Source organism: Pseudomonas allokribbensis, assembly GCF_014863605.1.
Lineage (GTDB): Bacteria > Pseudomonadota > Gammaproteobacteria > Pseudomonadales > Pseudomonadaceae > Aquipseudomonas > Aquipseudomonas allokribbensis.
Map to the genome: position 1 here is coordinate 1166554 of NZ_CP062252.1, position 25945 is coordinate 1192498.

Sequence of the window (25945 nt, forward strand, 5' to 3'; positions counted from 1 at the left end):
GTCCGGATCCCTGAATGAATGGTCAACACGCAGGCGTTCGGCGGTGTCCGCAGTCGCCTGCTTATAGAGAGAAAAGGCGCAGGCCAGCGCCTGCGACAAGGGCCGCAGTTTGAACCTCGCTCCCTGCGCCTGACAACCCTCCTCGGAACGATCTTCAACCGATTGCACGCTTGCGTGAGTGTGCGCAGTGACAGGCGCGCTCAATCACAGGATAATGCCGCATCTTTTTTCGACGGCTCTGCCTGGCGGGCCTGTCGATACGTTTGCTTGTTTGGCCGCCTTAGCCTGACAACCCTGGAGTGTCTGGTTTGATCGTCTTCCGTTATCTGTCCCGCGAAGTCCTGTTGACCCTGAGTGCGGTGAGTGCCGTGCTGCTGGTCATCATCATGAGCGGTCGCTTCATCAAATACCTTGCCCAGGCCGCTGCGGGCCAGCTCGATCCGGGATCGCTGTTCCTGATCATGGGCTACCGTCTGCCGGGCTTCATGCAGTTGATTCTGCCGCTGGGTCTGTTCCTCGGGATCCTGCTGGCGTACGGCCGGTTGTATCTGGAAAGCGAAATGACCGTGCTGTCGGCCACTGGCATGAGCCAGCAGCGCCTGTTCCGCATGACCCTGTTCCCGGCCACGCTGGTGGCGCTGGTGGTGGCATGGCTGAGCCTGAGTCTGGCCCCGCAAGGTGCCAACCAGTTCCAGCTGCTGCTGAACAAGCAGGACGCCCTGACCGAATTCGACACCCTTGAGCCGGGCCGCTTCCAGGCGTTGCGCGATGGCACGCGGGTGACCTACACCGAAAACCTGAGCGACGACCGGGTCAACCTGGGCAGCGTGTTCATCTCGCAGAAAAACCTCGGTGCCAACCAGGCGGATCGCGGGATTTCCGTGCTGGTGGCCGAGAAAGGCCGGCAGGAAGTCCGTCCTGATGGCAACCGTTACCTGATCCTGCACAACGGCTACCGCTACGACGGCAGTCCGGGACTGGCCAACTACCGCGCCATCCACTACGAAACCTACGGTGTTCTGCTGCCCAAGCCCGATGTCAGCGAGGAAGTCACCGACCGTGACGCCATGCCGACGTCGACCCTGATGGCCAGTGATGACATCCGCGCCAAGACCGAACTGCAATGGCGCCTGTCGCTGCCGCTGCTGGTATTTATCGTGACTCTGATGGCGGTGCCGCTGTCGCGGGTCAATCCGCGCCAGGGGCGCTTCCTCAAGTTGCTGCCGGCGATTCTTCTTTATATGGCTTACCTGACCATCCTGATTGCCGCTCGCGGCGCCCTCGAAAAAGGCAAGATCCCGGCGAGCCTGGGTCTGTGGTGGGTACACGGGATCTTCCTGGTCATCGGTATCGGCCTGCTGTACTGGGAACCGCTGCGCCTGAAAATGGCCAGCCGTCGCAGCGCTGCGCTGGAGGTGGCTCGTGGTTAAACTCGACCGCTACATCGGCAGCAGCGTGTTCATGGCGATCATCGCCGTGCTGGCGATCATCCTGGGGCTGGCGACATTGTTTGCCTTCATCGACGAGATGAGCGACGTCAGCGATACCTACACCCTGGCTGATGTGCTGAGCTTTGTACTGCTGACCGCACCGCGCCGGCTCTATGACATGTTGCCGATGGCAGCACTGATCGGCTGTCTGATCGGCCTCGGCAGTCTGGCGAGCAGCAGTGAGCTGACGGTGATGCGTGCGGCGGGTGTGTCCATCGGGCGCATCGTCTGGGCGGTCATGAAGCCGATGCTGGTGCTGATGCTGGCCGGCGTGCTGATCGGCGAGTACGTTGCGCCGGCTACCGAGAGCATGGCTCAGGCCAATCGTTCGCTGGCTCAAGGCAGTGGCGACGCGCAAAGCGCCAAGCACGGTATGTGGCACCGTCAGGGTGAGGAATTCATCCATATCAACGCCGTTCAACCCGATGGCCTGTTGTATGGCGTGACCCGCTATCACTTCGACAAGGAACGCCACCTGCTGAGCTCGAGCTTCGCCAAGCGCGCCGAGTTCGATGGCACTCGCTGGCAGCTCACCGATGTGACCACCACGCTGTTCCATGAGCGCAGCACCGAAGTCGTCAACAAACCGACCGAAGACTGGGATGTGTCCATCAGCCCGCAGCTGCTGAACACCGTGGTCATGGCACCGGAAGCGCTGTCGATTACCGGGCTGTGGGGTTACATCCACTACCTGGCCGATCAAGGGCTGAGCAACGGCCGTTACTGGCTGGCCTTTTGGGTCAAGGTGTTGCAGCCGCTGGTGACCGCCGCGCTGGTGCTGATGGCGATCTCCTTCATTTTCGGCCCGCTGCGCTCGGTAACCCTCGGTCAGCGGGTGTTTACCGGTGTGCTGGTGGGGTTCACCTTCCGCATCGTTCAGGATCTGCTCGGTCCGTCCAGTCTGGTATTCGGCTTCTCGCCGCTGTTCGCAGTGCTGGTGCCGGCAGGCGTCTGTGCCCTGGCGGGTGTCTGGTTGCTGCGTCGAGCCGGTTGATGAACAAGGTTTCACCCTTGCTCCAGCCTTGAAAACGCCCCGGTCGCAAGACCGGGGCGTTTTTGCATGCAATCCGGGTGACAGGCGAACGTGACGCTTGCGCCGTGTATCAGGTACAATTCCCGGCTATTTTTCGGCGGGCCAAGCCTGCAGCCTTTTTGAGTGTTGATCCGTGAGTGATTTGAGTCATATCCGCAATTTCTCCATCATCGCCCACATTGACCATGGCAAGTCGACGCTGGCTGACCGTTTCATCCAGATGTGCGGTGGCCTGGCCGAGCGTGAAATGGAAGCCCAGGTACTGGATTCCATGGATCTGGAGCGCGAACGCGGGATCACCATCAAGGCCCACAGCGTTACCCTCTATTACAAAGCCAAAGACGGCGTCACCTACCAGCTGAACTTCATTGACACCCCCGGCCACGTCGACTTCACCTACGAAGTCAGCCGTTCCCTGGCCGCGTGTGAAGGTGCCTTGCTGGTGGTCGACGCGGGTCAGGGTGTTGAAGCCCAGTCCGTGGCCAACTGCTACACCGCCATCGAGCAGGGCCTCGAGGTCATGCCGGTACTGAACAAGATCGACCTGCCGCAGGCCGAGCCCGACCGCGTCAAGGACGAGATCGAGAAGATCATCGGCATCGACGCCACCGACGCCGTCACCTGCAGCGCCAAGACCGGCCTGGGTGTCGACGAAGTGCTCGAGCGTCTGGTCGCGACCATTCCTGCGCCGACCGGCAACATCGAAGATCCGCTGCAAGCGTTGATCATCGACTCCTGGTTCGACAACTACCTGGGCGTTGTCTCCCTGGTGCGCGTGCGTCATGGCCGCGTGAAGAAGGGCGACAAGATCCTGGTGAAATCCACCGGCAAGGTCCACCTGGTCGACAGCGTCGGTGTTTTCAACCCGAAACACACCGCCACCGCAGACCTGAAGGCCGGCGAAGTGGGCTTCATCATCGCCAGCATCAAGGACATTCACGGTGCACCGGTCGGTGACACCCTGACCTTGAGCTCGACGCCGGATGTTCCGGTACTGCCGGGTTTCAAACGCATTCAGCCACAGGTTTACGCCGGTCTGTTCCCGGTCAGCTCCGACGACTTCGAGGACTTCCGCGAAGCGCTGCAGAAGCTGACCCTGAACGACTCGTCGCTGCAGTACACCCCGGAAAGCTCCGACGCCCTGGGCTTCGGCTTCCGTTGCGGCTTCCTCGGCATGCTGCACATGGAGATCATCCAGGAGCGCCTGGAGCGCGAATACGACCTGGACCTGATCACCACGGCACCAACCGTAATCTTCGAACTGGTGCTGAAAACCGGTGAAACGATTTACGTCGACAACCCGTCGAAGCTGCCGGACGTGTCCGCGATCGAAGACATGCGCGAGCCAATCGTGCGTGCCAACATCCTGGTACCGCAGGAGCACCTGGGCAACGTCATCACCCTGTGCATCGAAAAACGCGGTGTTCAGGTCGACATGCTGTTCCTCGGCAACCAGGTCCAGGTGACCTACGACCTGCCGATGAACGAAGTGGTCCTGGACTTCTTCGACCGTCTGAAATCCACCAGCCGCGGCTATGCTTCGCTGGACTACCATTTCGATCGTTACCAATCGGCTAATCTGGTGAAACTGGACGTGCTGATCAACGGCGACAAGGTCGACGCCCTGGCGCTGATCGTGCACCGTGACAATTCGCACTTCAAAGGTCGCCAGTTGACCGAGAAGATGAAAGAACTGATTCCTCGTCAGATGTTCGACGTGGCCATCCAGGCTGCCATTGGCGGTCAGATCGTCGCCCGGACAACCGTCAAGGCACTCAGAAAGAACGTATTGGCCAAATGCTACGGCGGTGACGTCAGCCGTAAGAAGAAACTGCTCGAGAAGCAAAAGGCCGGTAAGAAACGCATGAAGCAGGTCGGCAACGTGGAAATTCCACAAGAAGCCTTCCTTGCCGTGCTCAGGTTGGAATAGTCAGGTCCTATGTCACTAAATTTCCCGCTGTTGCTGGTTATCGCCGTGTTCGTCTGCGGCCTGTTGGCGTTGCTCGATCTGTTGATCCTGGCACCGCGTCGGCGCGCCGCCATCACTTCCTATCAGGGCAGCGTCAGCCAGCCTGACGTAGTGGTGGTCGAGAAGCTGAACAAGGAACCGCTGCTGGTCGAATACGGCAAGTCGTTCTTCCCGGTGCTGTTCATCGTGCTGGTGCTGCGTTCGTTCCTGGTGGAGCCTTTCCAGATTCCGTCCGGTTCGATGAAGCCGACCCTGGACGTTGGCGACTTCATTCTGGTGAACAAGTTTTCTTACGGGATCCGCCTGCCGGTGATCGACAAGAAAGTCATCGAAGTCGGTGATCCGCAACGCGGCGATGTGATGGTGTTCCGCTACCCGAGCGACCCGAACGTCAACTACATCAAGCGTGTGGTGGGTCTGCCGGGTGACACGGTGCGTTACACCGCCGACAAGCGTCTGTTCGTCAATGGCGAGTCGATTGCCGAGCAACTGGTCGGCTCCGAGCCGGGCACCCTTGGCAGCGCTGAGCTCTACAAGGAAAAACTCGGCGCCGCCGAGCACCTGATCCGCAAGGAAATGAGCCGCTACCGCGCCACACCGGACCATACCTGGACCGTGCCGGCCGGGCACTATTTCATGATGGGCGACAACCGCGACAACTCGAACGACAGTCGCTACTGGGATGATCCGAACATTCCCAAGGATCTGCTGGGCATGGTTCCCGACCAGAACATCGTCGGCAAGGCCTTCGCGGTCTGGATGAGCTGGCCGGAACCGAAACTCAGCCACCTGCCGAATTTCTCGCGGGTCGGCCTGATCAAGTAAACAATCACGGCGCTGTTGACCACAGCGCCGAATGCATTTCTGGCGTCGGCACAACCGGCTCCGGGGCATGAAGCCACGATATTCAGGACGTCATTTTTGAACACAGCGTTAATTGTCCCAGGCCTGCGCCGTATCCCGGCGATGGCAGTGGAATCCAGCCACGAACTCAGCGTGGGTAAACCGTGAGCGTTTCTCTAAGCCGTCTCGAGCGTCAGCTCGGTTACACCTTCAAGGACCAGGAACTGATGGTCCTGGCCCTCACGCACCGCAGCTTTGCCGGACGCAACAACGAGCGTCTGGAATTCCTCGGCGATGCGATCCTCAACTTCGTCGCCGGCGAGGCACTCTTCGACCGCTTCCCGCTGGCCCGCGAAGGCCAGTTGTCGCGTTTGCGTGCACGTCTGGTGAAAGGTGAGACCCTGGCGGTATTGGCCCGTGGTTTCGATCTGGGCGAATACCTGCGCCTGGGTTCCGGTGAGCTGAAAAGCGGCGGTTTCCGTCGCGAATCGATTCTGGCCGATGCCCTCGAAGCGCTGATCGGCGCGATCTACCTCGACGCCGGCATGGAAGTCGCCCGCGAGCGCGTTCTGGCCTGGCTGGCCGGCGAGTTCGAAGGTCTGACACTGGTCGACACCAACAAGGATCCGAAGACCCGCCTGCAGGAATTCCTGCAATCGCGCGGTTGCGACCTGCCACGCTATGAAGTGGTGGATATCCAGGGTGAGCCGCACTGCCGTACCTTCTTCGTCGAGTGCGAAGTTGTCCTATTGAATGAAAAAAGCCGGGGTCAGGGCGTGAGCCGTCGCATTGCCGAACAGGTAGCGGCCGCTGCAGCACTGATTGCCCTGGGTGTGGAGAATGGCAATGACTGATACAAACGCAACTCGCTGTGGCTATGTTGCCATCGTCGGCCGTCCCAACGTGGGCAAGTCCACGCTGCTGAACCACATCCTCGGCCAGAAGCTCGCGATCACCTCGCGCAAGCCGCAGACCACTCGCCACAACATGCTCGGGATCAAGACCGAAGGCGACGTGCAGGCGATCTATGTCGACACCCCGGGCATGCACAAGGGTGGCGAAAAGGCCCTGAACCGATATATGAACAAGACCGCTTCGGCAGCGTTGAAAGACGTCGACGTGGTGATCTTCGTGGTCGACCGCACCAAGTGGACCGAAGAAGACCAGATGGTGCTGGAGCGTGTGCAGTACGTGACCGGCCCGCTGATCGTCGCGCTGAACAAGACCGACCGCATCGAGGACAAGGCCGAGCTGATGCCGCACCTGTCCTGGTTGCAGGAACAGCTGCCGAATGCGCAGATCATTCCGATCTCGGCGCAGCACGGGCATAACCTCGATGCACTGGAAAAGGTCATCGCTGACCATCTGCCGGAGAACGATCACTTCTTCCCGGAAGACCAGATCACCGACCGCAGCAGCCGTTTCCTCGCCGCCGAACTGGTGCGCGAGAAAATCATGCGCCAGATGGGCGCCGAGCTGCCGTACCAGATCACCGTGGAAATCGAAGAGTTCAAGCAACAGGGCAAGACTCTGCACATCCACGCGCTGATCCTCGTCGAGCGTGACGGCCAGAAGAAAATCATCATTGGCGACAAGGGCGAGCGCATCAAGCGCATCGGCACCGAGGCGCGCAAGGACATGGAGCTGCTGTTCGACTCCAAGATCATGCTCAACCTGTGGGTGAAGGTTAAGGGCGGCTGGTCCGACGACGAACGTGCGCTGCGTTCGCTGGGTTACGGCGACCTGTAAAGCGTCTGGCATTGCATCGATCCATTGTGGGAGCGAGCGTGCTCGCGAAGACGATGTAACATTCAGCATTGATGTTGACTGTTGCACCGCTTTCGCGAGCAAGCTCGCTCCCACATTGGTTTTGGGTGATGAGTAAAACCGCGTTTTCCTCAACGAGAAATCCATGTCTCAAACGCCTCCCGCCCAACCCGCCTACGTCCTGCACTCCCGCGCCTATCGCGAAACCAGTGCCTTGGTGGACTTCCTCACGCCGCAAGGTCGGTTGCGGGCGGTGTTGCGCAGCGCGCGGGGCAAGGCCGGGACGCTGGCGCGTCCGTTCGTGCCGCTGGAAGTGGAATTCCGTGGCAAGGGTGAGTTGAAGAATGTCGGGCGAATGGAAAGTGCCGGCAATGCGACGTGGATGGTCGGCGAGGCGCTGTTCAGTGGCCTCTATCTCAACGAGTTGCTGATCCGCCTGCTGCCAGCCGAAGACCCGCACCCCGCGGTGTTCGATCATTACGCGGCCACCTTGCTGGCTTTGGCAGAAGGCCGGCCACTGGAGCCGTTGCTGCGTTCCTTCGAATGGCGCCTGCTTGACGACCTCGGCTATGGCTTTTCTCTGAACACCGACATCAATGACGAGCCCATCGCTCCCGATGGTCTCTATCGGTTGCAGGTGGATGCGGGACTTGAGCGGGTCTACCTGCTGCAACCCGGCCTGTTCAACGGCACCGAACTGCTGGCCATGGCCGAAGCCGACTGGTCTGCCTCCGGCGCCTTGTCCGCCGCCAAACGCTTGATGCGTCAGGCACTTGCAGTTCATCTTGGCGGTCGTCCCTTGGTCAGTCGCGAGCTGTTTCGAAAGCCATAACGGCGTGTATGCTGTGCGCCGAAACTTTCCCTTCAGGAGCGCATCCGTGACCACCAGCAATCGCATTCTTCTTGGCGTGAACATCGACCACGTCGCCACCCTGCGTCAGGCTCGGGGCACGCGCTATCCGGATCCGGTCAAGGCCGCGCTGGACGCGGAAGAGGCGGGCGCCGACGGCATCACCGTGCACCTGCGCGAGGACCGTCGCCACATTCAGGAGCGCGACGTACTGTTGCTCAAGGATGTGCTGCAAACCCGCATGAACTTCGAAATGGGCGTCACCGAAGAAATGATGGCGTTCGCCGAGCGCATCCGTCCGGCTCACATCTGTCTGGTGCCGGAGACGCGTCAGGAACTGACCACCGAAGGCGGTCTGGACGTGGCGGGGCAGGAAGAGCGCATCAGGGCAGCGGTGGAACGTCTGTCGAAGATCGGCAGCGAAGTGTCGCTGTTCATCGACGCTGATGAGCGGCAGATCGCTGCCTCGAAACGAGTCGGCGCACCGGCCATCGAGCTGCACACCGGGCGCTACGCAGATGCCGAAACACCGACCGAAGTGGCTGAAGAGCTCAAGCGTGTGGCGGACGGCGTGGCATTCGGTCTGGCCCAGGGCCTGATCGTCAATGCCGGTCACGGTCTGCACTACCACAACGTTGAAGCTGTGGCCGCGATCAAGGGCATCAACGAACTGAACATTGGTCATGCGCTCGTGGCGCATGCGTTGTTTGTCGGCTTCAAGTCGGCAGTGTCGGAGATGAAGGCGCTGATCCTGGCGGCTGCAAAGGCCTGAGCATCAACGCAGATCCTGTGGGAGCTCGCTCCCACAGTATTTATCAGAGCGGCGGGTTTTCCTGCGCCGGCTTGGATTTGTCGATCCCCGGCACATGCAGATTGCCTTCGGCGACCTGATCGCCCTCGAGTTGCGGCTGGGTCACCCAGGTCAGGATGTCGTAGTAGCGACGGATGTTGGCCACGAAATGCACCGGTTCGCCGCCACGGGCGTAGCCATAGCGGGTCTTGCTGTACCACTGCTTCTGCGACAGGCGCGGCAGCATCTTCTTCACATCCAGCCACTTGTCCGGATTCAGGCCTTCCCGGGACGCCAGTTTGCGCGCGTCATCCAGGTGGCCGCTGCCAACGTTGTAGGCGGCCAGTGCAAACCACGTACGATCCGGCTCCTGGATCGAATCGTCGAGCTGATCCTTCATGTAAGCCAGGTACTTCGCGCCGCCCATGATGCTCTGCTTCGGATCGAGGCGGTTGGATACGCCCATGGCCTGGGCGGTGTTCTGGGTCAGCATCATCAGGCCGCGCACGCCGGTCTTCGAAGTGACGGCCGGTTGCCACAGCGATTCCTGATAACCGATGGCCGCGAGCAGGCGCCAGTCGACTTTCTCTTTCTTGGCGTAAGTCTTGAAGTGCTGTTCGTATTTGGGCAACCGCTGCTGCAAATGCTGGGCGAAGGTCGTGGCGCCCATGTAACCGAGGACGTCGACGTGGCCGTAGTAGCGGTCTTTCAGGCGTTGCAGGGTGCCGTTCTTCTGCACCTTGTCCAGATAACTGTTGATCTCGTTGAGCAGGCTGTTGTCTTCACCGGCGGCCACTGCCCAGCTCTGGCTGCGCGCATCGCCGAGGTCGAAGGCCACGCGGATATTGGTGAAGTACACCTGGTTCATCGCCACTTCGTTGGAGTCGACCAGGGTCAGGTCGATCTGGCCTTCATCGACCATGCGCAGCAGGTCGACCACTTCGACGGCGTCGGATTCTTCGTATTCAATCCCGGGATACTTCTGTTTCAGCTCGGCGAGCTGTTCGGCGTGGGTGCTGCCCTTGAGCACCATGATCTTCTTGCCGACCAGTTCACTGGCGTCGGTCGGGCGGGACTGACCGTTGCGATAGATGATCTGCGGGGTGACTTCGAGATAGGCGTGGGAGAACCGAACCTGCTTCTTGCGCTGATCGCTGCTGACCAAGCCGGCGGCGGCCAGTACCGGACCGTTGGGTTTGCCGACCTGGTCGAACAGGTCGTCGAGGTTGTCGGCGGTCTCGATCTTCAGCTCCACCCCCAAATCGTCGGCGAAGCGCTTCACCAGCTCGTATTCGAAGCCGGTTTCGCCGCTGCGATCCTGAAAGTAGGTGGCGGGGCTGTTACGGGTGATCACCCGCAGCACACCATCCTCCTTTACGCGCTCGAGGGTGTTGGGTTTATCAACACAGCCACTGAGCATCAGGAAGAGTCCGGTTGCGATCAGCCATTTGGCGTACCGCGGACGCAAAGCCGTTGGGGAAAACATGTGCGCAGTATACGCAAAGGACAACGGGCGCCATATCTCGACAGTCGAGGGCTTGTCTGCTAGGGATCACAAAACCGCTCGAAACCCCGCAGGAATGGGCCCGAAAGGCATTTTGTGACAGAAAAAATAACCCGCGTTCCAACACCCGATAAATTTGACCTTCGAGGCAAGAACACCACTCGACATCCGGGTGCAACCGTGCGTAGCGTTTCGGGTGATGTTGAGGGCGGTTTAGGCTAGAATGCACGGCCTCAAAGCACACCCCTTCCCGAGGCTGTCCCGAAGATGTTGATCCTGCGCGGCGCTCCTGCCCTTTCTGCCTTTCGCCACAGCAAACTCCTTGAGCAACTGAGCCAGAAGGTTTCGGCTGTCAGTGGCTTGTATGCTGAATTCGCTCACTTCGCCGAAGTCACCGGCGTCCTGACCGGCGACGAACAGCAGGTGCTTGCGCGCCTTCTGAAGTACGGTCCAAGCGTTCCGGTTCAAGAGCCGACCGGTCGTCTGTTCCTGGTGTTGCCGCGTTTCGGCACCATCTCGCCATGGTCGAGCAAGGCCAGCGACATCGCCCGCAACTGCGGCCTGAGCAAGATCCAGCGCCTGGAGCGCGGCATCGCGTTCTACGTGGCCGGTCAGTTCAGCGAAGCCGAAGCACAGCAGATTGCCGATGTACTGCATGACCGCATGACGCAGATCGTTCTGGCCAACCTCGAGCAGGCCGCCGGTCTGTTCAGTCACGCCGAACCGAAGCCGCTGACCGCCATCGACATCCTCGGCGGTGGTCGCGCCGCGCTGGAAAAGGCCAACGTCGAGCTGGGCCTGGCCCTGGCCGAAGACGAGATCGATTACCTGGTCAACGCCTTCAACGGTCTCAAGCGCAACCCGCACGACATCGAACTGATGATGTTCGCCCAAGCCAACTCCGAGCACTGCCGCCACAAAATCTTCAACGCCAGTTGGGATATTGACGGCGAGAGCCAGGAAAAAAGCCTGTTCGGCATGATCAAGAACACCTATCAGATGCACAGCGAAGGCGTGCTGTCCGCTTATAAGGACAACGCTTCGGTGATCGTCGGCAACGTTGCCGGCCGCTTCTTCCCGGATCCGGAAACCCGCCAGTACGGCGCGGTGCAGGAGCCGGTGCACATCCTGATGAAGGTTGAAACCCACAACCACCCGACCGCGATCGCACCGTTCCCGGGCGCATCTACCGGTTCCGGTGGCGAGATCCGCGACGAAGGCGCGACCGGCCGTGGCGCCAAGCCGAAGGCCGGCCTGACCGGTTTCACCGTGTCGAACCTGCAGATCCCGGGCTTCGAACAGCCGTGGGAAGTGCCGTACGGCAAGCCTGAGCGCATCGTCACCGCGCTGGACATCATGATCGAAGGCCCGCTGGGCGGAGCAGCGTTCAACAACGAATTCGGTCGTCCGGCCCTGACCGGTTACTTCCGTACCTTCGAACAATCGATCACCACCCCGCACGGTGACGAAGTTCGCGGTTACCACAAGCCGATCATGCTGGCTGGCGGCATGGGCAACATCCGTGAAGAGCACGTCAAGAAAGGCGAGATTCTGGTCGGCTCGAAGCTGATCGTCCTCGGCGGCCCGGCGATGCTGATCGGTCTGGGCGGCGGTGCCGCTTCCTCCATGGCCACCGGCACCAGTTCTGCAGATCTGGACTTTGCTTCGGTTCAGCGTGAAAACCCTGAAATGGAGCGTCGCTGCCAGGAAGTCATCGACCGTTGCTGGCAACTGGGCGACAAGAACCCGATCAGCTTCATCCACGACGTGGGTGCGGGCGGTCTGTCCAACGCCTTCCCGGAACTGGTCAACGACGGCGACCGCGGTGGCCGTTTCGAACTGCGCAACATTCCAAACGACGAGCCGGGCATGGCCCCGCACGAAATCTGGTCCAACGAATCCCAGGAACGTTACGTTCTGGCAGTCGGCCCGGCCGACTTCGAGCGCTTCAAGGCCATCTGTGAACGTGAGCGTTGCCCGTTCGCCGTTGTCGGTGAAGCCACCGCCGAACCTCAACTGACCGTGACCGACAGCCACTTCGGCAACAACCCGGTGGACATGCCACTGGAAGTGTTGCTGGGCAAGGCACCGCGCATGCACCGTTCGGTGGTTCGCGAAGCCGAGCTGGGCGATGACTTCGATCCGTCGAACCTCGACATCAGCGAAAGCATCGAACGCGTCCTGCACCACCCGGCCGTGGCGAGCAAAAGCTTCCTGATCACCATCGGCGACCGCACCATCACCGGCCTCGTGGCCCGTGACCAAATGGTCGGCCCATGGCAGGTTCCGGTGGCCGACGTGGCCGTCACCGCCACCAGTTTCGACGTCTACACCGGTGAAGCGATGGCGATGGGCGAGCGCACTCCGCTGGCGCTGCTGGACGCTCCGGCGTCGGGCCGCATGGCCATCGGCGAAACCCTGACCAACATTGCCGCTTCGCGCATTAACAAGCTCTCCGACATTAAACTGTCGGCGAACTGGATGTCCGCTGCCGGCCACCCGGGCGAAGACGCGCGTCTGTACGACACCGTGAAAGCGGTCGGTATGGAGCTGTGCCCTGAGCTGGGCATCACCATCCCGGTGGGCAAGGACTCGATGTCCATGGCCACCCGCTGGAACGACAACGGTGAAGACAAAACTGTCACCTCGCCAATGTCGCTGATCGTGACCGGTTTCGCGCCAGTGTCTGACATCCGTCAGACCCTGACCCCGGAACTGCGCATGGACAAGGGCACCACCGACCTGATCCTGATCGACCTCGGTCGCGGCCAGAACCGCATGGGCGCCTCGATCCTCGCTCAGGTTCACGGCAAGCTCGGCAAGCAGGCTCCGGACGTCGACGACGCCGAAGACCTGAAAGCCTTCTTCGCAGTGATCCAGGGCCTCAACGCCGACGGTCACCTGCTGGCTTACCACGACCGTTCCGACGGTGGTCTGCTGACCTCCGTGGTGGAAATGGCCTTCGCCGGCCACTGCGGTCTGAGCCTGAACCTGGACAGCGTTGCCGAAAGCTCCGCTGAAATCGCCGCCATCCTGTTCAACGAAGAACTGGGTGCCGTGATCCAGGTTCGCCAGGACGCCACGCCGGACATCCTCGCGCAATTCAGCGCGGCCGGTCTGGGCGACTGCGTTTCGGTGATCGGTCAGCCGATCAACAACGGCCAGATCAACATCACCTTCAACGGTGACACCGTGTTCGAAGGCCAGCGTCGTCTGCTGCAACGTCAGTGGGCCGAGACCAGCTATCAGATCCAGCGTCTGCGCGACAACGCCGACTGCGCTCAACAGGAATTCGACGTCCTGCTGGAAGAGGACAATCCGGGCCTGAGCGTCAAGCTCAGCTACGACGTCAACCAGGACATCGCCGCGCCTTACATCAAGAAAGGCATTCGCCCACAGGTTGCCGTGCTGCGTGAGCAGGGCGTCAACGGTCAGGTGGAAATGGCGGCGGCGTTCGACCGCGCCGGTTTCAACGCGATCGACGTGCACATGAGCGACATTCTGGCCGGCCGTGTCGACCTGAACGAGTTCAAAGGTCTGGTGGCGTGCGGTGGTTTCTCCTACGGCGACGTACTCGGCGCCGGTGAAGGCTGGGCCAAGTCCGCACTGTTCAACAGCCGTGCCCGCGATGCGTTCCAGGGTTTCTTCGAGCGTAACGACAGCTTCACCCTCGGCGTGTGCAACGGTTGCCAGATGATGTCCAACCTCCACGAACTGATCCCGGGCAGCGAGTTCTGGCCGCACTTCGTGCGCAACCGCTCCGAGCAGTTCGAAGCGCGCGTGGCGATGGTTCAGGTTCAGGAATCGAACTCGATCTTCCTGCAGGGCATGGCCGGTTCGCGCATGCCGATCGCCATCGCTCACGGTGAAGGCCATGCCGAATTCGAAAGCGAAGAGGCACTGCTCGAAGCCGATCTGTCCGGTTGCGTGGCGATGCGTTTCGTCGACAACCACGGCAAGGTCACCGAAGCCTACCCGGCCAACCCGAACGGTTCGCCGCGCGGGATCACCGGCCTCACCAGCCGCGACGGTCGCGTAACGATCATGATGCCGCACCCGGAGCGTGTGTTCCGTGCCGTGCAGAACTCGTGGCGTTCGGAAGAGTGGAACGAAGACGCTCCTTGGATGCGCATGTTCCGTAACGCTCGTGTGTGGGTGAACTAAGCGCTGTGTACAAGCTCGCGTTTTTTGTTCCCGACAGCCATGTCGAGGTGGTCAAGGACGCTGTATTCGCTGCCGGTGGTGGGCGGATTGGTGACTATGATCACTGTGCTTGGCAGGTGCTTGGCACTGGTCAGTTTCGGCCTTTGGACGGGAGTCAGCCGTTTATTGGTCAGGCGGGGCAGGTTGAGCGGGTCGAGGAGTGGAAGGTCGAGCTTGTCGTTGGCGATGAGTTGATCCGCGCGGTAGTGGCGGCTCTTAAGTTGAGCCATCCCTACGAGACACCGGCTTATGAAGTGTGGCGGCTGGAGGATTTTTGATCTTCCTTGGCTGCTGAAATGGAAAACCCGCTGAGAGTGATTTCAGCGGGTTTTTTGTTGTTCGGGGTTTGGGTTGGGTGAATATCCGTTTCTTCGGGTGCGGCGGCTGGCGGTTCCGCTCTTACAGCGGGTCACTTTTTCAAACGCCAAAAAGTAACCAAAAGGCTAGGCCCCTGCGTTCGGCACCTCGCCTAGGCTCGGTGTTCCTTCGTTACGGGATTCATCCGGGGGCATCGCCTCCGGTTTGCTTCGCTGCACCTCCTCTCGATGTGTTCGACTTCGTCGAACGGTCGCTGCGCTCCCACCCCCGGATGAATCCCTCCCCTCAGCCTGCCGATGGGGCCGGCACGTCAAAAGCGGTACTCGAGCTAACGCTCATCGTGTTGAGTGGTGGTCCTAAACCTTGGCACTCACCTCACTCCGATTAACCAACCCCTCCAGCGCCGCACTCAAACTCTGCGCCCGATCCCCCACCAGCAAGTGCCACACGCCATCTTCCAATGCGCTCACGCCCAGGCAGCCCAGTTCTTTCAATCGGCTTTCCGACAGCGCTTTGCCATCGGCCAGTTGCAGGCGAATCCGGCTCATGGCGATGCAATCAAGTTGCAGCACATTGTCGCTGCCGCCCAGAGCGGTCAGCCATTGCTGTGCCAGCGGTGCAGCGACTGCAACCGGTTCACTGGTTTCGATGACGGCGACAGGTGCAGCCACTACGGCCCGCCCCAACGCCGGCATCGCCAGGCGAATCTCATCAGCAATGCTGTCGGCCATCGGCCCGACAACCACCTGCAAACTCCCGCCCTTGCCCGGACGCACAACGGCCATCGCGCCCAGCGCTTTCAAATCCGCATCCGAAGCTTTGTTGCGATCGACCATTTCCAGTCGCAGCCGCGTGGTGCACGCGCCAACCGTGACCAGATTCTCCGCACCACCGAGTGCCTTGATGTAAGCCCCGGCGCGTTCGTTTTCGGTCAGAACCGCTTTGTCGGCGGTGGCGACGTCTTCACGCCCCGGCGTCTTCAGGTTGAAGCGACGGATACAGAAATCGAACACCGCGTAATAGATGACCGCATAAGCGAGGCCCACCGGGATCACCAGCCAGCCATTGGTGGACTTGCCCCAGCCGAGCACCATGTCGATGAAGCCGCCGGAGAAGGTGAAGCCCAGATGAATGTTCAGCGCGTTGGTGATCGCCATCGACAGCCCGGTCAGTAACGCATGCACCAGATACAGCAGCGGTGCGAGGAACATGAAGGCGAATTCGATCGGTTCGGTTACCCCGGTCAAGAACGAGGTCAGGGCCATCGACAGGAAGATCCCGCCCATCACTTTGCGTCGTTCCGGCAGGGCGTTGCGGTACATCGCCAGGCACGCCGCGGGCAGGCCGAAGATCATCATCGGGAACATGCCGGTCATGAACTGGCCGCCCTTCGGATCGCCGGCGAAGTAACGCGACAGGTCGCCGGTGACCAGGGCGCCGGTGGTCGGGTCGGTGAAGTTGCCGAACACGAACCACGCCATGTTGTTGAGGATGTGGTGCAGGCCGGTGACGATCAGCAGGCGGTTGAACACGCCGAAGACGAAGGCGCCGAAGCTGCCGCTTTCCATCATCAGGCTGCCGAAGCTGTTGATGCCGTGCTGGATCGGCGGCCAGATGTAGCCGAACACCACGCCCAGGCCCACCGCCGCAAAACCGGTGACGATCGGTACGAAGCGCCGGCCACCGAAGAACGCGAGGTACTCCGGCAACTTGATGTCCTTGAAGCGGTTGTACAGCGCGCCGGCCATCAGGCCGCTGACGATCCCGGCGAGCATGCCCATGTTGATACTGGCGTCGAGCACCTTCAGCGTGGAGATCATCACCAGGTAACCGATCACCCCGGCGAGGCCGGCGGTGCCGTTGTTGTCCTTGGCGAAGCCGACCGCGATGCCGATGGCGAAGATCATTGCCAGGTTGGCGAAGATCACCTGCCCGGCGTCGTGGATGATCGCGATGTTCAAGAGGTCGGTGTCGCCCAGGCGCAGCAGCAGGCCGGCGATCGGCAGGATCGCGATCGGCAGCATCAGCGCTCGGCCGAGGCGTTGCAGGCCTTCGATGAAGAGTTGGTACATGGCGTTTGTCCTTGTTGTTTTTGTTAGCGCAGAGGCCAATGTTGATGACAGGCATGACGCACCGCGGCGGCGCTGCTCAGCTTGAGCAAGTCCCGGGCGAGGCGTTGGCATTCGGCTTCGTGCAGCTGGCGCACGCGATCCTTGATTTCACCAATTTGCACCGGGCTCACCGACAGTTCGGTCACGCCCAGGCCGATCAACACCGGCGTCGCCAGCGGATCGGAAGCCAGGGCGCCGCACACGCCGACCCAGCGTTTATGCACCGCCGCGCCTTCGCAGGTCATGGCGATCAGGCGCAGCAGTGCCGGGTGCAAGGCATCGACCCGTGCGGCGAGGCCGGCGTGGTCGCGGTCCATGGCCAGGGTGTATTGCGACAGGTCGTTGGTGCCGATGGACAGGAAGTCGGCGTGTTCGGCCAGTTGTTCGGCCTGCAATGCAGCGGCTGGGACTTCGATCATCACGCCGATTTCCGGACGTAGGCTGATGCCCAGTTCCAGGCACAGCGCATCGACCCGTTGGCGGATGTGCAGCAGTTCGTCGACTTCGGTGACCATCGGCAGCAGGATCCGGCAGCGTTGCAACGGGCTGACTTGCAGCAGGGCGCGCAGTTGCTGATCGAGGATTTCCGGGCGGGCCTGAGCCAGACGAATACCGCGCAGACCCAAAACCGGGTTGGCTTCCACCGGCAGTGGCAGGTAGTCGAGTTGTTTGTCGCCACCGACGTCGATGGTGCGGATGATCACCGACTTGTCGCCCATGGCATCGATCACCGCTTGGTAGGCGGTGCGCTGTTCTTCGACGTCCGGCGCGGTGTGGCGATCGACGAACAGGAACTCGGTGCGCAACAGGCCGACGCCATCGGCGCCATTGGCAAACGCATCGGCCGCTTCATGGCTGGAGGCGACGTTGGCGACCACTTCGATGGCCACGCCGTTGCGGGTTTCCGCCGGCAGATGGGCTTGGGCTTGCTGGGCTTCGCGACGTTGTTGGCGGTCGATCTGGGCTTGCCGGACTTCGGCCAGTCTTTCGCCATTTGGCGTCAGTTCGAGGCGCCCGCCGTCGGCATCGAGGACCACCGATTGGCCTTGCGCTTCATCCAGTAGCGCCGAGCCCAGTGCGACCATGCACGGCAGGCCTTTGCCCCGGGCCAGAATGGCCACGTGGGATGTCGCGCCACCTTCGGCCATGCACAACCCGGCGACACCTTGCGCGCTCAGTTGCAGCAAGTCCGAAGGCGTCAGTTCGTGGGCGGCGACAATGGCGCCGGCCGGCACGTCGTAATGCCAGGCTTCGCCGAGCAGGGCACGCAGCACCCGTTGTTTCAAGTCGCGCAGATCGTTGGCACGCTCGGCCAGCAGTGCGCTGCCGGTGTTTTGCAGCACCTCGCATTGCACATCGATGGATTGGCTCCAGGCGTGAGTCGCCGCGACGCCGGTTTCAATCGATTGCTGCGCGGCATCTAGTAGTGCTGGGTCTTCCAGCAATGCCAGATGCGCGGCGAAGATCGCTTCTTCGTCGGCATTACGCTGTTTTTTCGCCTGGGCGAGAGTGCCGTTGATTTCGCTGCGAACCTGATTCAATGCTGCGTCGAGGATCTGCAATTGTTGCTCGGGCTGATGATTGCCAGCGTCCGCCGGCAGGCTGATCGCGTTCAAGCGAAACAGCGGCCCGCCGACCAGACCCGGTGCGGCGCACACACCGTGCAACACGCCGGCCTCGGCCGGGCGATTGCGTGGTGCAGAAACAACCGGCGCGGCAGCGTGGTGATCGTCGGGCAGGGCGGTGGCCAGTGCGTTGAGCAAGGCTTGCAGTGCAGCTTGCGCATCGGAACCCTGGCAGCTGACTTGCACTTCGTCCTGCTCGCCAATCGCCAGGCCCATCAAGCCGATAAGACTGTTGCACGGCGCCGACTTGCCGGCGAAATGCAGCTGCGACTGGCTCTTGAAACCTTGCGCCGTCTGGCGGATCAACGCGGCCGGGCGTGCATGCAGGCCACCGCGATGGGCGACCCGCACGTGACCGTGAACTTCAGGGCCGCCGGTTTCTTCTGCATTCGCCGCCGTGCTGTGACGAGCAACTATGTGCAGCAGCGGTTCGCCAACCTTCACCGTTTTCAGGGTGATGGGACGCGCCTGAAAGTCCTGGCTGTTGGTCAGGATCAGCAGGCTGACCAGGCTTTTGCACTGGCGGCCGACCTTGTCCAGGTCATAGCGCAGCAACGGCTGGCCACTGCTGACCCGAGTGCCTTCCTTGACCAGCATCGAGAAACCTTCGCCCTGCAACTCGACCGTGTCGAGTCCCAGGTGCAGGAGGATTTCCGCGCCGTTGTCGGCACGCACGGTCAGCGCGTGGCCGGTGCGGGCAACGTGGATCACCACCCCGGCGCAGGGCGAATACAAGGTGTCGTTCAGCGGATCGATGGCAATGCCGTCGCCCATCGCGCCGCTGGCGAACACCGTGTCCGGAACTTTGGCGAGCGTGAGCACCGGGCCGCTGAGCGGGGCGCTTAAAGTCAGCTCTTTATTGTTGTTGTGCATGGCTCGGTCTCATCAGGAAAACGTTCGGTTCGGACTCAGTGCGTACGAGTGACTTTGCTCAGGTGTCGCGGCTGATCCGGGTCCATGCCACGGGCCACGGCCAGGCCGGCCGCCATCACGTAGAAACTCTGGATCGCCAGGATCGGGTCGAGCGCCGGATGCTCCGCGCGGCTCAACGTCAGGTCGCGTTCGCTCACGTCATCCGGTGCGGCCAGCAGCACGCGGGCGCCGCGTTGGCGCATTTCGGCCGCCAGGCTCAGCAGACCGGCCTGTTCGGCACCGCGCGGGGCGAACACCAGCAGCGGGTAATGTTCGTCGATCAGGGCCATCGGGCCGTGACGGACTTCAGCGCTGCTGAAGGCTTCGGCCTGGATCGCCGAGGTTTCCTTGAATTTCAGCGCGGCTTCCTGGGCGATGGCGAAACCGGCACCACGGCCGATCACCATCAGGCGTTCGCAATCGCGCAGGGCGTCGATGGCCAGGCTCCAGTCCTGTTGCGCGGCGTCGCGCAAGCCTTCGGGCAAGGCGTTGTGTGCTTCCAGCAATTCGCTGTCTTCTTTCCAGTGCGCGATCAGACGGGCGCTGGCACTGAGGGTGGCAATGAAGCTCTTGGTCGCGGCGACGCTGCTTTCGGTGCCGGCCAGCAGCGGCAGGCTGAATTCGCACGCGGCCTCCAGCGGCGAGTCGGCGGCGTTGACCATCGACACGCTCAGTGCGCCGCGCTTGCGAAGCAGACGCAGGCTGTTGACCAGGTCCGGGCTCTGGCCCGACTGGGAAAACGCGAACGCGACCTGACCGCTGACTTTCAACGGCGCCTGTTGCATGGTCACCACCGACATCGGCAGCGACGCCACTGGAATGCCCAGTTGCTGCATGGTCAGGTAGGCGAAGTAGCTCGCCGCATGATCGGAACTGCCACGGGCGACGGTCATTGCCACTTGCGGCGGCTGACGGCGCAGGCGCCCGGCGATCTCGATCATCGAGCCATCGAGCTGTTGCAGTTGGGCTTGCACGGCCTCGAACGAGGACAGCGCCTCCTCAAGCATTTTTGAAGTCAATGTCTTCTCCTTCGACCATGACGGCGGTCAGTGTGAGTGAGCGATCCAGCCGCACGCAGTCGGCCCAGGCGCCCGGTTGCAGGCGCCCGCGTTCGGTGATGCCGAGGTAGTCGGCGGGGAATTGCGAAAGACGTTGCGAGGCTTCGGCGATCGGCAGACCGATCTTCACCAGATTGCGCAAAGCCTGATCCATGGTCAGGGTGCTGCCGGCCAGCGTGCCGTCCGGCAGGCGCACGCCGCCCAGGCATTTGGTGACGGTGTGGCTGCCGAGCTTGTACTCGCCGTCGGGCATGCCGGCGGCGGCGGTCGAATCGGTGACGCAATACAGGCAAGGAATCGAGCGCAGGGCCACGCGGATCGCACCGGGGTGCACGTGCAGCAAGTCCGGGATCAACTCGGCGAATTTGGCGTGGGCGAGGGCGGCGCCGACGATGCCCGGTTCGCGGTGATGCAGCGGGCTCATGGCGTTGTACAAGTGCGTGAAACTGGTGGCGCCGGCTTCGAGGGCGGCGACACCTTCCTCGTAACTGCCGAGGGTGTGGCCGATCTGCATGCGGATGCCACGGCGGCTCAGTTCACGAATCAAGCCGTCGTGGCCGGCGATTTCCGGGGCGATGGTGATCACCCGGATCGGCGCGAGTGCCAGATACTCTTCGACTTCGGCCATCAGCGCGGTGTGGGCAAAGTTCGGTTGCGCGCCGAGTTTGCCGGGATTGATGTACGGACCTTCGAGGTGAACGCCGAGGACCCGGGCGGCGCCTTTCGGACGCTGCTCGCAGAATTCGCCGACATCCCTGAGCACGCTGGAGATCTCGGCACTCGGCGCGGTCATCGTGGTGGCCAGCAGCGAGGTGGTGCCGAAACGCACGTGGGTCTTGGTGATGGTCTCGAAGGCGCTGGTGCCTTCCATGATGTCCTTGCCGCCACCGCCGTGGACGTGCAGATCGATGAAGCCCGGCAGCAGATAAGGCAGGTCGTTGTCCGCCGGATCGCAAGGCACGCCTTCGATGGACACGACTCTGCCGTGTTCGTGGATCAGCCGGCCGCGAATCCAGCCGTCAGCGGTAAGGATGTTGTCTTCGGACATTTCGCTTCTCTCGTTTGGCCTGGCTGCTGATCAGCGGCGAAGCTCTGCAACAAAGTCGTAGTAGTCGTTGCGGCAATAGGTGTCGGTGACTTCGATCGGCGTGTTGTCTTCCAGGTAGCCGACCCGGGTCATCAGCAGCATCGCGGTGCCGGGGGCGATGCCGACCAGCGCGGCGAACTCGTCCGAGGCGTTGATCGCCTGGATGTGCTGCAAGGCGCGCACGATCGGTTTGCCGATGCTGTCGAGGTGTTCGTAGAGCGAATCGCCCACAACCTGCGGCCTGGGCATGATCGAGGCGGGCAGGGTGCTCATCTCGATGGCCATCACCGTGTCGTCCGCTTTGCGCAGGCGTTTCATGCGCGCGACCTTGTCGTTCGGTGACAGGCCGAGGCGGATCAGTTCTTCGTGGGTCGGCAGGGTGATTTCCCGCTCCAGCCATTGCGAGCTGGGCACGAAACCCTTGAGACGGAGCATTTCGCTGAATCCCGACAGGCGCGACAGTGGTTGTTCAAGGCGTGGGGTGATGAAGGTGCCGGAACCTTGCAGGCGGCGGATCAATCCTTGATCGAGCAAGACTTCCAGCGCCTTGCGGGCGGTAACCCGAGAAATCCCCAGCATTTCGCTGAGATTGCGCTCCGACGGCATCGCCTGTTCGGCTTTCCACTGGCCGGCATGGATCGCTGCTTCCAGGTTGCGCGCCAGTTGCAGGTACAGCGGCGTCGGCTGGGAGTCGTCAGGGCGCAGGGCGTGTAGATCATTCATGCAGGCATTTCCGGAGCTGATATTGGATTGTTGTCGCTCGCTGTTTCGGCGAAAACTAATACCACTTGCATACCATGTCAACGCGGCGGAAAGGCCTGTAGTCCTTTGGGCTCGGGTGTTTTAGGGTGGGTGGTTTCAAGTGGTATTAGAGGTGGGCTCTGGAATGCAAAAGATCGCAGTCTGCGGCAGTTCTGGCGGGTGAAAGTGGTATCACCGTTCAGACGTTGCCGCAGGTTGCGATCTTTTGAATTTATTTTTTGCGGGCGACCAATGGTCAGAGGGAAGGGCCGCTTCGCGGCCCGGAGAGAGCAGGCGCCCTGGTGACAGAATCAGGGGCGGATTTCGATCATCGTGCCGTCTGGCACCAGGTTCCAGACTTCGCGCATGTCGACGTTGCGCATGGCGATGCAGCCGTCGGTCCAGTCCAGGGTGTGGAACAGGTTTTCCGGGTTGTCTTCGGAATCCGGCGTGCCGTGGATCATGATCATGCCGCCAGGCTCGACGCCTTCGCGCCGGGCGCGGGCGGAGTCGCTGATGTTCGGGTAGGAGATGTGCATCGACAGGTTGAATTTGTCGCTGGTCTTGCGCCAGTCGATCCAATAGAAACCTTCAGGTGTGCGTTTGTCGCCTTCAATCAGTTTCGGGCCTTTTTTCGCGCCCTTGCCCAGGGAAATGCGATAGCTCTTGAGCGGCTTGCCATCGGCGATCAACTGCAGTTGATGAGCCGACTTGAGCACCAGTATTTTTTCGATGAGCGGGGTGTTCGAAGGCGTCACGGTGGTCACGAACGACGCTTGGGAGACGGTGACGAACGACAGGCAAAACAGGGCAAGCAACCAGCGCATTGAAACGATTCCCCAGAAGGTGATGCAGATAATTTATTTATAGATCTTATGCAGGCGCTGTCGCGGGCTGCGCACGCGGGTTATCGGCCGGCTGGCGCTGAAATCAAGTGATGGCCGGTTGAGCGAGCGGCGGGATCGATTCCGAGCGCACCGGGTAAGTCTCGGCGCGGCGGTCAGCGAAGAAGCATTCTAAGGTACGGCCCACTGTGCGGAAAGCCAGCTCGTCCCATGGAATCTGCGCTTCGTCGAACAATTGCACTTCGAGGCTCTCGGGGCCGGCGGAAAAGTCCAGGTCCGCCAGCTCTGCGCGAAAGAACACGTGCACCTGACTGATATGCGGCACGTCGATCAGGGTGTAGATGCTCAGGTTACGCACCCGGGCGCAGGCTTCCTCGGCGGTTTCGCGGATGGCGGCCTGCTCGATGGTCTCGCCGTTCTCCATGAAACCGGCGGGCAGCGTCCAGTAACCGAGACGCGGCTCGATGGCACGGCGGCAGAGCAGGACTTTGCTGCCCCAGGTCGCCACGCATCCGGCCACGATATTGGGGTTCTGGTAGTGAATGGTCTGACAGCTGTCGCAGACAAATCGCAGCCGCGAGTCGCCTTCGGGAATGCGCTGGGTCACCGGGTTGCCGCACTGGCTGCAAAATTTCATGCTGGGGTTCCTGAATGCTGCGCCTATCTTGGCGTGCAGCGGTGTCAGTCGGCAAGTTGTCGTTTCGCGACATGACCCTTGTTCAGGGCTTGGGCGGTCGCATTGATTGGTGCATGATGCAGGGCAAGGCACAGATCGAGAACACTTATGCTGGACGAGCTACTGCACCGGGTAAGCAATCACACGCCGCGCACGCTGGAGACCGACACGCGTTTCCCCGAGGCCGCCGTCCTGGTGCCGATTACTCGCAGTGACGAACCCGAGCTTGTCCTGACCTTGCGCGCCAGCGGGCTCTCGACCCACGGTGGCGAAGTCGCCTTTCCCGGCGGTCGACGGGATCCGGAGGATCCGGACCTGATCTTTACCGCGCTGCGTGAAGCCGAAGAAGAAATCGGCCTGCCACCCGGCCTGGTCGAAGTGATCGGACCGCTCAGCCCGTTGATCTCCCTGCATGGCATCAAGGTCACACCGTATGTCGGGGTGATTCCCGATTTCGTCGAATACCAGGCCAATGATGCCGAGATCGCTGCGGTGTTCAGTGTGCCGCTGGAATTCTTCCGCAAGGACCCGCGCGAACACACCCACCGCATCGACTATCAGGGTCGCAGTTGGTACGTGCCGAGCTATCGTTATGGCGAATACAAGATCTGGGGGCTGACGGCGATCATGATCGTCGAGTTGATCAACCTGCTCTATGACGCCAAAATCAGCCTGCATCGACCGCCTAAAAGCTTTATCAACACCTGAAGCCATCGTTCGAATGGCCAGCCAACGTGAGCCCTGAGGAAAACAAGATGATATACCGCCTGGGCGACGCCCGTGTCGAGACCCATCCGCAGAGCTGGGTCGCCCCCAATGCCGTGCTGGTGGGCAAGGTCAGACTGGAAGAGGGCGCCAACGTCTGGTTCAACGCCGTGTTGCGTGGCGACAACGAACTGATCCTGATCGGCAAGAACAGCAACGTGCAGGACGGCACCGTGATGCACACCGATATGGGCTACCCGCTGACCATCGGCACCGGCGTGACCATCGGCCACAACGCCATGCTCCACGGCTGCACGGTCGGCGACTACAGCCTGATCGGCATCAACGCGGTCATCCTCAACGGCGCGAAGATCGGCAAGAACTGCATCATCGGCGCCAATTCGCTGATTGGCGAAGGCAAGGAAATTCCCGACGGTTCGCTGGTGATGGGCTCGCCGGGCAAAGTGGTGCGTGAGTTGACCGAACAACAGAAGAAGATGCTCGAAGCCAGCGCCGCCCACTATGTACATAACTCGCAGCGCTATGCGCGCGATCTGGTCGAGCAGGAAGAATGAATACGGTTGAGCGGCCGGTGGCCTCGCCCTGCGTGAATATTTGCGCGTTGGATGGCGATGACATTTGCACCGGTTGCCAGCGCACGGTCGAGGAAATCACCCGCTGGAGCCGGATGACCAACGACGAGCGGCGGGCGGTGCTGGGGTTGTGTCATGAGCGGGCGAAGTCTAGTGGGCTGGTCTGGATGATCGGCAAAACGCCTGGGCAATAGCCGATTTGATTGGCGTCATCGAAGGGCTGAAGTAACCTGTGCGCCAAATTGACAGGTCACGCCCATGATTTTCCTCATCGCCTACATCAGCAGCGTCGTGCTGATCAACTTCGCCTTCTCCACCGCGCCGCACCTGGACATCATCTGGTCAGCCTGGGGCGGGCTGGTGTTCGTGTTGCGCGACATGGTGCAGATCCGGTTCGGCCACGGTGCGATTGCGGCGATGCTGGCGGCGCTGGTGCTGTCCTATGTCACCTCCGATCCATCGATTGCGCTGGCCAGCGCCACGGCGTTCGCGGTGTCCGAGTGCATCGACTGGCTGGTGTTCACCGTCACCAAGCGGCCGTTGCGTGACCGCCTGTGGATCAGTTCGGCGCTGAGCATTCCCCTCGATACCTTTATCTTTTTCGGCATGATCGACCTGCTGACGCCACCGGTGATCATCACTGCCCTGGCCTCGAAGTTCGCCGGTGTCACCGCCGTCTGGCTGATCATGGCCTGGCGCGAGCGTAAACAGGCTGTCGCCGGCTGAAGCCAAACCCTCAGGTTCATGTAAAATGCCGCGCTTTCTCCCCATGGAAAGCGCGTCTGGCGTTGCTTTCCTCGATGATCCGCTTCTTTGAGGACCTGA

At 61.4% G+C, this 25945-nt stretch carries 22 protein-coding genes; 14 read left to right on the forward strand and 8 right to left on the reverse strand.

Features of this window, described 5'->3' with window-relative positions; translation table 11 throughout:
* Positions 1–308 precede the first annotated feature (308 nt).
* The 8 genes from lptF to pdxJ all read left to right on the forward strand — a co-directional run bounded on the left by lptF (position 309) and on the right by pdxJ (position 8724).
* A complete protein-coding gene (gene lptF, locus IF199_RS05180) occupies positions 309–1430 on the forward strand; it encodes an LPS export ABC transporter permease LptF (protein WP_096819209.1) in 1122 nt (373 codons plus the stop codon).
* On the forward strand, positions 1423–2484 hold the full coding sequence (gene lptG, locus IF199_RS05185) for an LPS export ABC transporter permease LptG (protein WP_096819211.1): 1062 nt from the start codon (positions 1423–1425) through the stop codon (positions 2482–2484). The genes lptF and lptG overlap by 8 nt, the downstream gene beginning before the upstream one ends.
* Positions 2485–2656: 172 nt before the next feature.
* A complete protein-coding gene (lepA, locus tag IF199_RS05190) occupies positions 2657–4453 on the forward strand; it encodes a translation elongation factor 4 (RefSeq protein ID WP_085608162.1) in 1797 nt (598 codons plus the stop codon).
* A gap of 9 nt (positions 4454–4462) precedes the next feature.
* On the forward strand, positions 4463–5317 hold the full coding sequence (lepB, locus tag IF199_RS05195) for a signal peptidase I (RefSeq protein WP_096819213.1): 855 nt from the start codon (positions 4463–4465) through the stop codon (positions 5315–5317).
* A gap of 182 nt (positions 5318–5499) precedes the next feature.
* Positions 5500–6189, forward strand: coding sequence for a ribonuclease III (gene rnc, locus IF199_RS05200; RefSeq protein ID WP_096819215.1), 690 nt, complete (start codon positions 5500–5502; stop codon positions 6187–6189).
* On the forward strand, positions 6182–7084 hold the full coding sequence (gene era / locus IF199_RS05205) for a GTPase Era (RefSeq protein ID WP_003221935.1): 903 nt from the start codon (positions 6182–6184) through the stop codon (positions 7082–7084). Before rnc ends, era begins: the two co-directional genes overlap by 8 nt.
* Before the next feature lie 163 nt (positions 7085–7247).
* Positions 7248–7934, forward strand: coding sequence for a DNA repair protein RecO (gene recO, locus IF199_RS05210; RefSeq protein ID WP_192559853.1), 687 nt, complete (start codon positions 7248–7250; stop codon positions 7932–7934).
* 46 nt (positions 7935–7980) lie between these two features.
* Positions 7981–8724 carry a pyridoxine 5'-phosphate synthase gene (gene pdxJ / locus IF199_RS05215; protein ID WP_007957371.1) on the forward strand — a complete coding sequence of 248 codons (744 nt, stop codon included), beginning with the start codon at positions 7981–7983 and terminating at the stop codon, positions 8722–8724.
* 43 nt (positions 8725–8767) lie between these two features.
* Here the strand turns inward: pdxJ and mltF are convergent, their stop codons facing one another.
* On the reverse strand, positions 8768–10228 hold the full coding sequence (mltF, locus tag IF199_RS05220) for a membrane-bound lytic murein transglycosylase MltF (RefSeq protein ID WP_096819217.1): 1461 nt from the start codon (positions 10226–10228) through the stop codon (positions 8768–8770).
* Between the two features lie 285 nt (positions 10229–10513).
* Here mltF and purL point away from each other — a divergent pair, with 285 nt between their 5' ends.
* Together purL and IF199_RS05230 are read left to right on the forward strand one after the other, a co-directional pair.
* A complete protein-coding gene (gene purL / locus IF199_RS05225) occupies positions 10514–14410 on the forward strand; it encodes a phosphoribosylformylglycinamidine synthase (RefSeq protein ID WP_102619519.1) in 3897 nt (1298 codons plus the stop codon).
* Positions 14411–14415: 5 nt separating this feature from the next.
* A complete protein-coding gene (locus IF199_RS05230) occupies positions 14416–14727 on the forward strand; it encodes a YqfO family protein (RefSeq protein ID WP_192559854.1) in 312 nt (103 codons plus the stop codon).
* Between the two features lie 396 nt (positions 14728–15123).
* On the opposite strand, the gene nagE is transcribed toward IF199_RS05230, so the two are convergent.
* The 7 genes from nagE to IF199_RS05265 all read right to left on the reverse strand — a co-directional run bounded on the left by nagE (position 15124) and on the right by IF199_RS05265 (position 23783).
* Positions 15124–16839, reverse strand: a complete 1716-nt coding sequence (gene nagE, locus IF199_RS05235) for an N-acetylglucosamine-specific PTS transporter subunit IIBC (RefSeq protein WP_192559855.1) — start codon at positions 16837–16839, stop codon at positions 15124–15126.
* Between the two features lie 23 nt (positions 16840–16862).
* Positions 16863–19376 (reverse strand): phosphoenolpyruvate--protein phosphotransferase, encoded by a 2514-nt coding sequence (gene ptsP / locus IF199_RS05240; RefSeq protein ID WP_192559856.1) that lies wholly within the window; start codon positions 19374–19376, stop codon positions 16863–16865.
* A gap of 35 nt (positions 19377–19411) precedes the next feature.
* Positions 19412–20434 (reverse strand): SIS domain-containing protein, encoded by a 1023-nt coding sequence (locus tag IF199_RS05245; RefSeq protein ID WP_096819227.1) that lies wholly within the window; start codon positions 20432–20434, stop codon positions 19412–19414.
* Positions 20415–21521, reverse strand: coding sequence for an N-acetylglucosamine-6-phosphate deacetylase (gene nagA, locus IF199_RS05250; RefSeq protein ID WP_192559857.1), 1107 nt, complete (start codon positions 21519–21521; stop codon positions 20415–20417). Before nagA ends, IF199_RS05245 begins: the two co-directional genes overlap by 20 nt.
* Before the next feature lie 30 nt (positions 21522–21551).
* On the reverse strand, positions 21552–22283 hold the full coding sequence (locus tag IF199_RS05255; protein ID WP_192559858.1) for a GntR family transcriptional regulator: 732 nt from the start codon (positions 22281–22283) through the stop codon (positions 21552–21554).
* 329 nt (positions 22284–22612) lie between these two features.
* Positions 22613–23128 carry a L,D-transpeptidase family protein gene (locus tag IF199_RS05260; protein WP_096819231.1) on the reverse strand — a complete coding sequence of 172 codons (516 nt, stop codon included), beginning with the start codon at positions 23126–23128 and terminating at the stop codon, positions 22613–22615.
* Positions 23129–23231: 103 nt separating this feature from the next.
* On the reverse strand, positions 23232–23783 hold the full coding sequence (locus tag IF199_RS05265) for an NUDIX hydrolase (protein ID WP_096819233.1): 552 nt from the start codon (positions 23781–23783) through the stop codon (positions 23232–23234).
* A gap of 147 nt (positions 23784–23930) precedes the next feature.
* Here IF199_RS05265 and IF199_RS05270 point away from each other — a divergent pair, with 147 nt between their 5' ends.
* From IF199_RS05270 to IF199_RS05285, 4 genes are all read left to right on the forward strand, one after another.
* Complete coding sequence (locus tag IF199_RS05270) at positions 23931–24530, forward strand: CoA pyrophosphatase (RefSeq protein ID WP_085711654.1); 600 nt, start codon at positions 23931–23933, stop codon at positions 24528–24530.
* A gap of 47 nt (positions 24531–24577) precedes the next feature.
* Complete coding sequence (locus IF199_RS05275; protein WP_192559859.1) at positions 24578–25102, forward strand: gamma carbonic anhydrase family protein; 525 nt, start codon at positions 24578–24580, stop codon at positions 25100–25102.
* Positions 25099–25314: a DUF1289 domain-containing protein gene (locus IF199_RS05280; RefSeq protein WP_192559860.1), complete on the forward strand. Its 216-nt coding sequence runs from the start codon at positions 25099–25101 to the stop codon at positions 25312–25314. The genes IF199_RS05275 and IF199_RS05280 overlap by 4 nt, the downstream gene beginning before the upstream one ends.
* Before the next feature lie 64 nt (positions 25315–25378).
* A complete protein-coding gene (locus IF199_RS05285) occupies positions 25379–25846 on the forward strand; it encodes a preQ0 transporter (protein ID WP_096819236.1) in 468 nt (155 codons plus the stop codon).
* Positions 25847–25945: the final 99 nt, after the last annotated feature.

What these genes read in the sequence shown, in the direction of transcription:
- lepB (WP_096819213.1), top strand. Translation starts at nt 4,463, where the DNA reads ATGTCACTAAATTTCCCGCTGTTGCTGGTTATCGCCGTGTTCGTCTGC.
- IF199_RS05255 (WP_192559858.1), bottom strand. Translation starts at nt 22,283, where the DNA reads ATGAATGATCTACACGCCCTGCGCCCTGACGACTCCCAGCCGACGCCG.
- IF199_RS05260 (WP_096819231.1), bottom strand. Translation starts at nt 23,128, where the DNA reads ATGCGCTGGTTGCTTGCCCTGTTTTGCCTGTCGTTCGTCACCGTCTCC.
- mltF (WP_096819217.1), bottom strand. Translation starts at nt 10,228, where the DNA reads ATGTTTTCCCCAACGGCTTTGCGTCCGCGGTACGCCAAATGGCTGATC.
- nagA (WP_192559857.1), bottom strand. Translation starts at nt 21,521, where the DNA reads ATGTCCGAAGACAACATCCTTACCGCTGACGGCTGGATTCGCGGCCGG.
- IF199_RS05285 (WP_096819236.1), top strand. Translation starts at nt 25,379, where the DNA reads ATGATTTTCCTCATCGCCTACATCAGCAGCGTCGTGCTGATCAACTTC.
- purL (WP_102619519.1), top strand. Translation starts at nt 10,514, where the DNA reads ATGTTGATCCTGCGCGGCGCTCCTGCCCTTTCTGCCTTTCGCCACAGC.
- IF199_RS05275 (WP_192559859.1), top strand. Translation starts at nt 24,578, where the DNA reads ATGATATACCGCCTGGGCGACGCCCGTGTCGAGACCCATCCGCAGAGC.
- ptsP (WP_192559856.1), bottom strand. Translation starts at nt 19,376, where the DNA reads ATGCACAACAACAATAAAGAGCTGACTTTAAGCGCCCCGCTCAGCGGC.
- IF199_RS05265 (WP_096819233.1), bottom strand. Translation starts at nt 23,783, where the DNA reads ATGAAATTTTGCAGCCAGTGCGGCAACCCGGTGACCCAGCGCATTCCC.
- IF199_RS05280 (WP_192559860.1), top strand. Translation starts at nt 25,099, where the DNA reads ATGAATACGGTTGAGCGGCCGGTGGCCTCGCCCTGCGTGAATATTTGC.
- IF199_RS05270 (WP_085711654.1), top strand. Translation starts at nt 23,931, where the DNA reads ATGCTGGACGAGCTACTGCACCGGGTAAGCAATCACACGCCGCGCACG.
- recO (WP_192559853.1), top strand. Translation starts at nt 7,248, where the DNA reads ATGTCTCAAACGCCTCCCGCCCAACCCGCCTACGTCCTGCACTCCCGC.
- era (WP_003221935.1), top strand. Translation starts at nt 6,182, where the DNA reads ATGACTGATACAAACGCAACTCGCTGTGGCTATGTTGCCATCGTCGGC.
- nagE (WP_192559855.1), bottom strand. Translation starts at nt 16,839, where the DNA reads ATGTACCAACTCTTCATCGAAGGCCTGCAACGCCTCGGCCGAGCGCTG.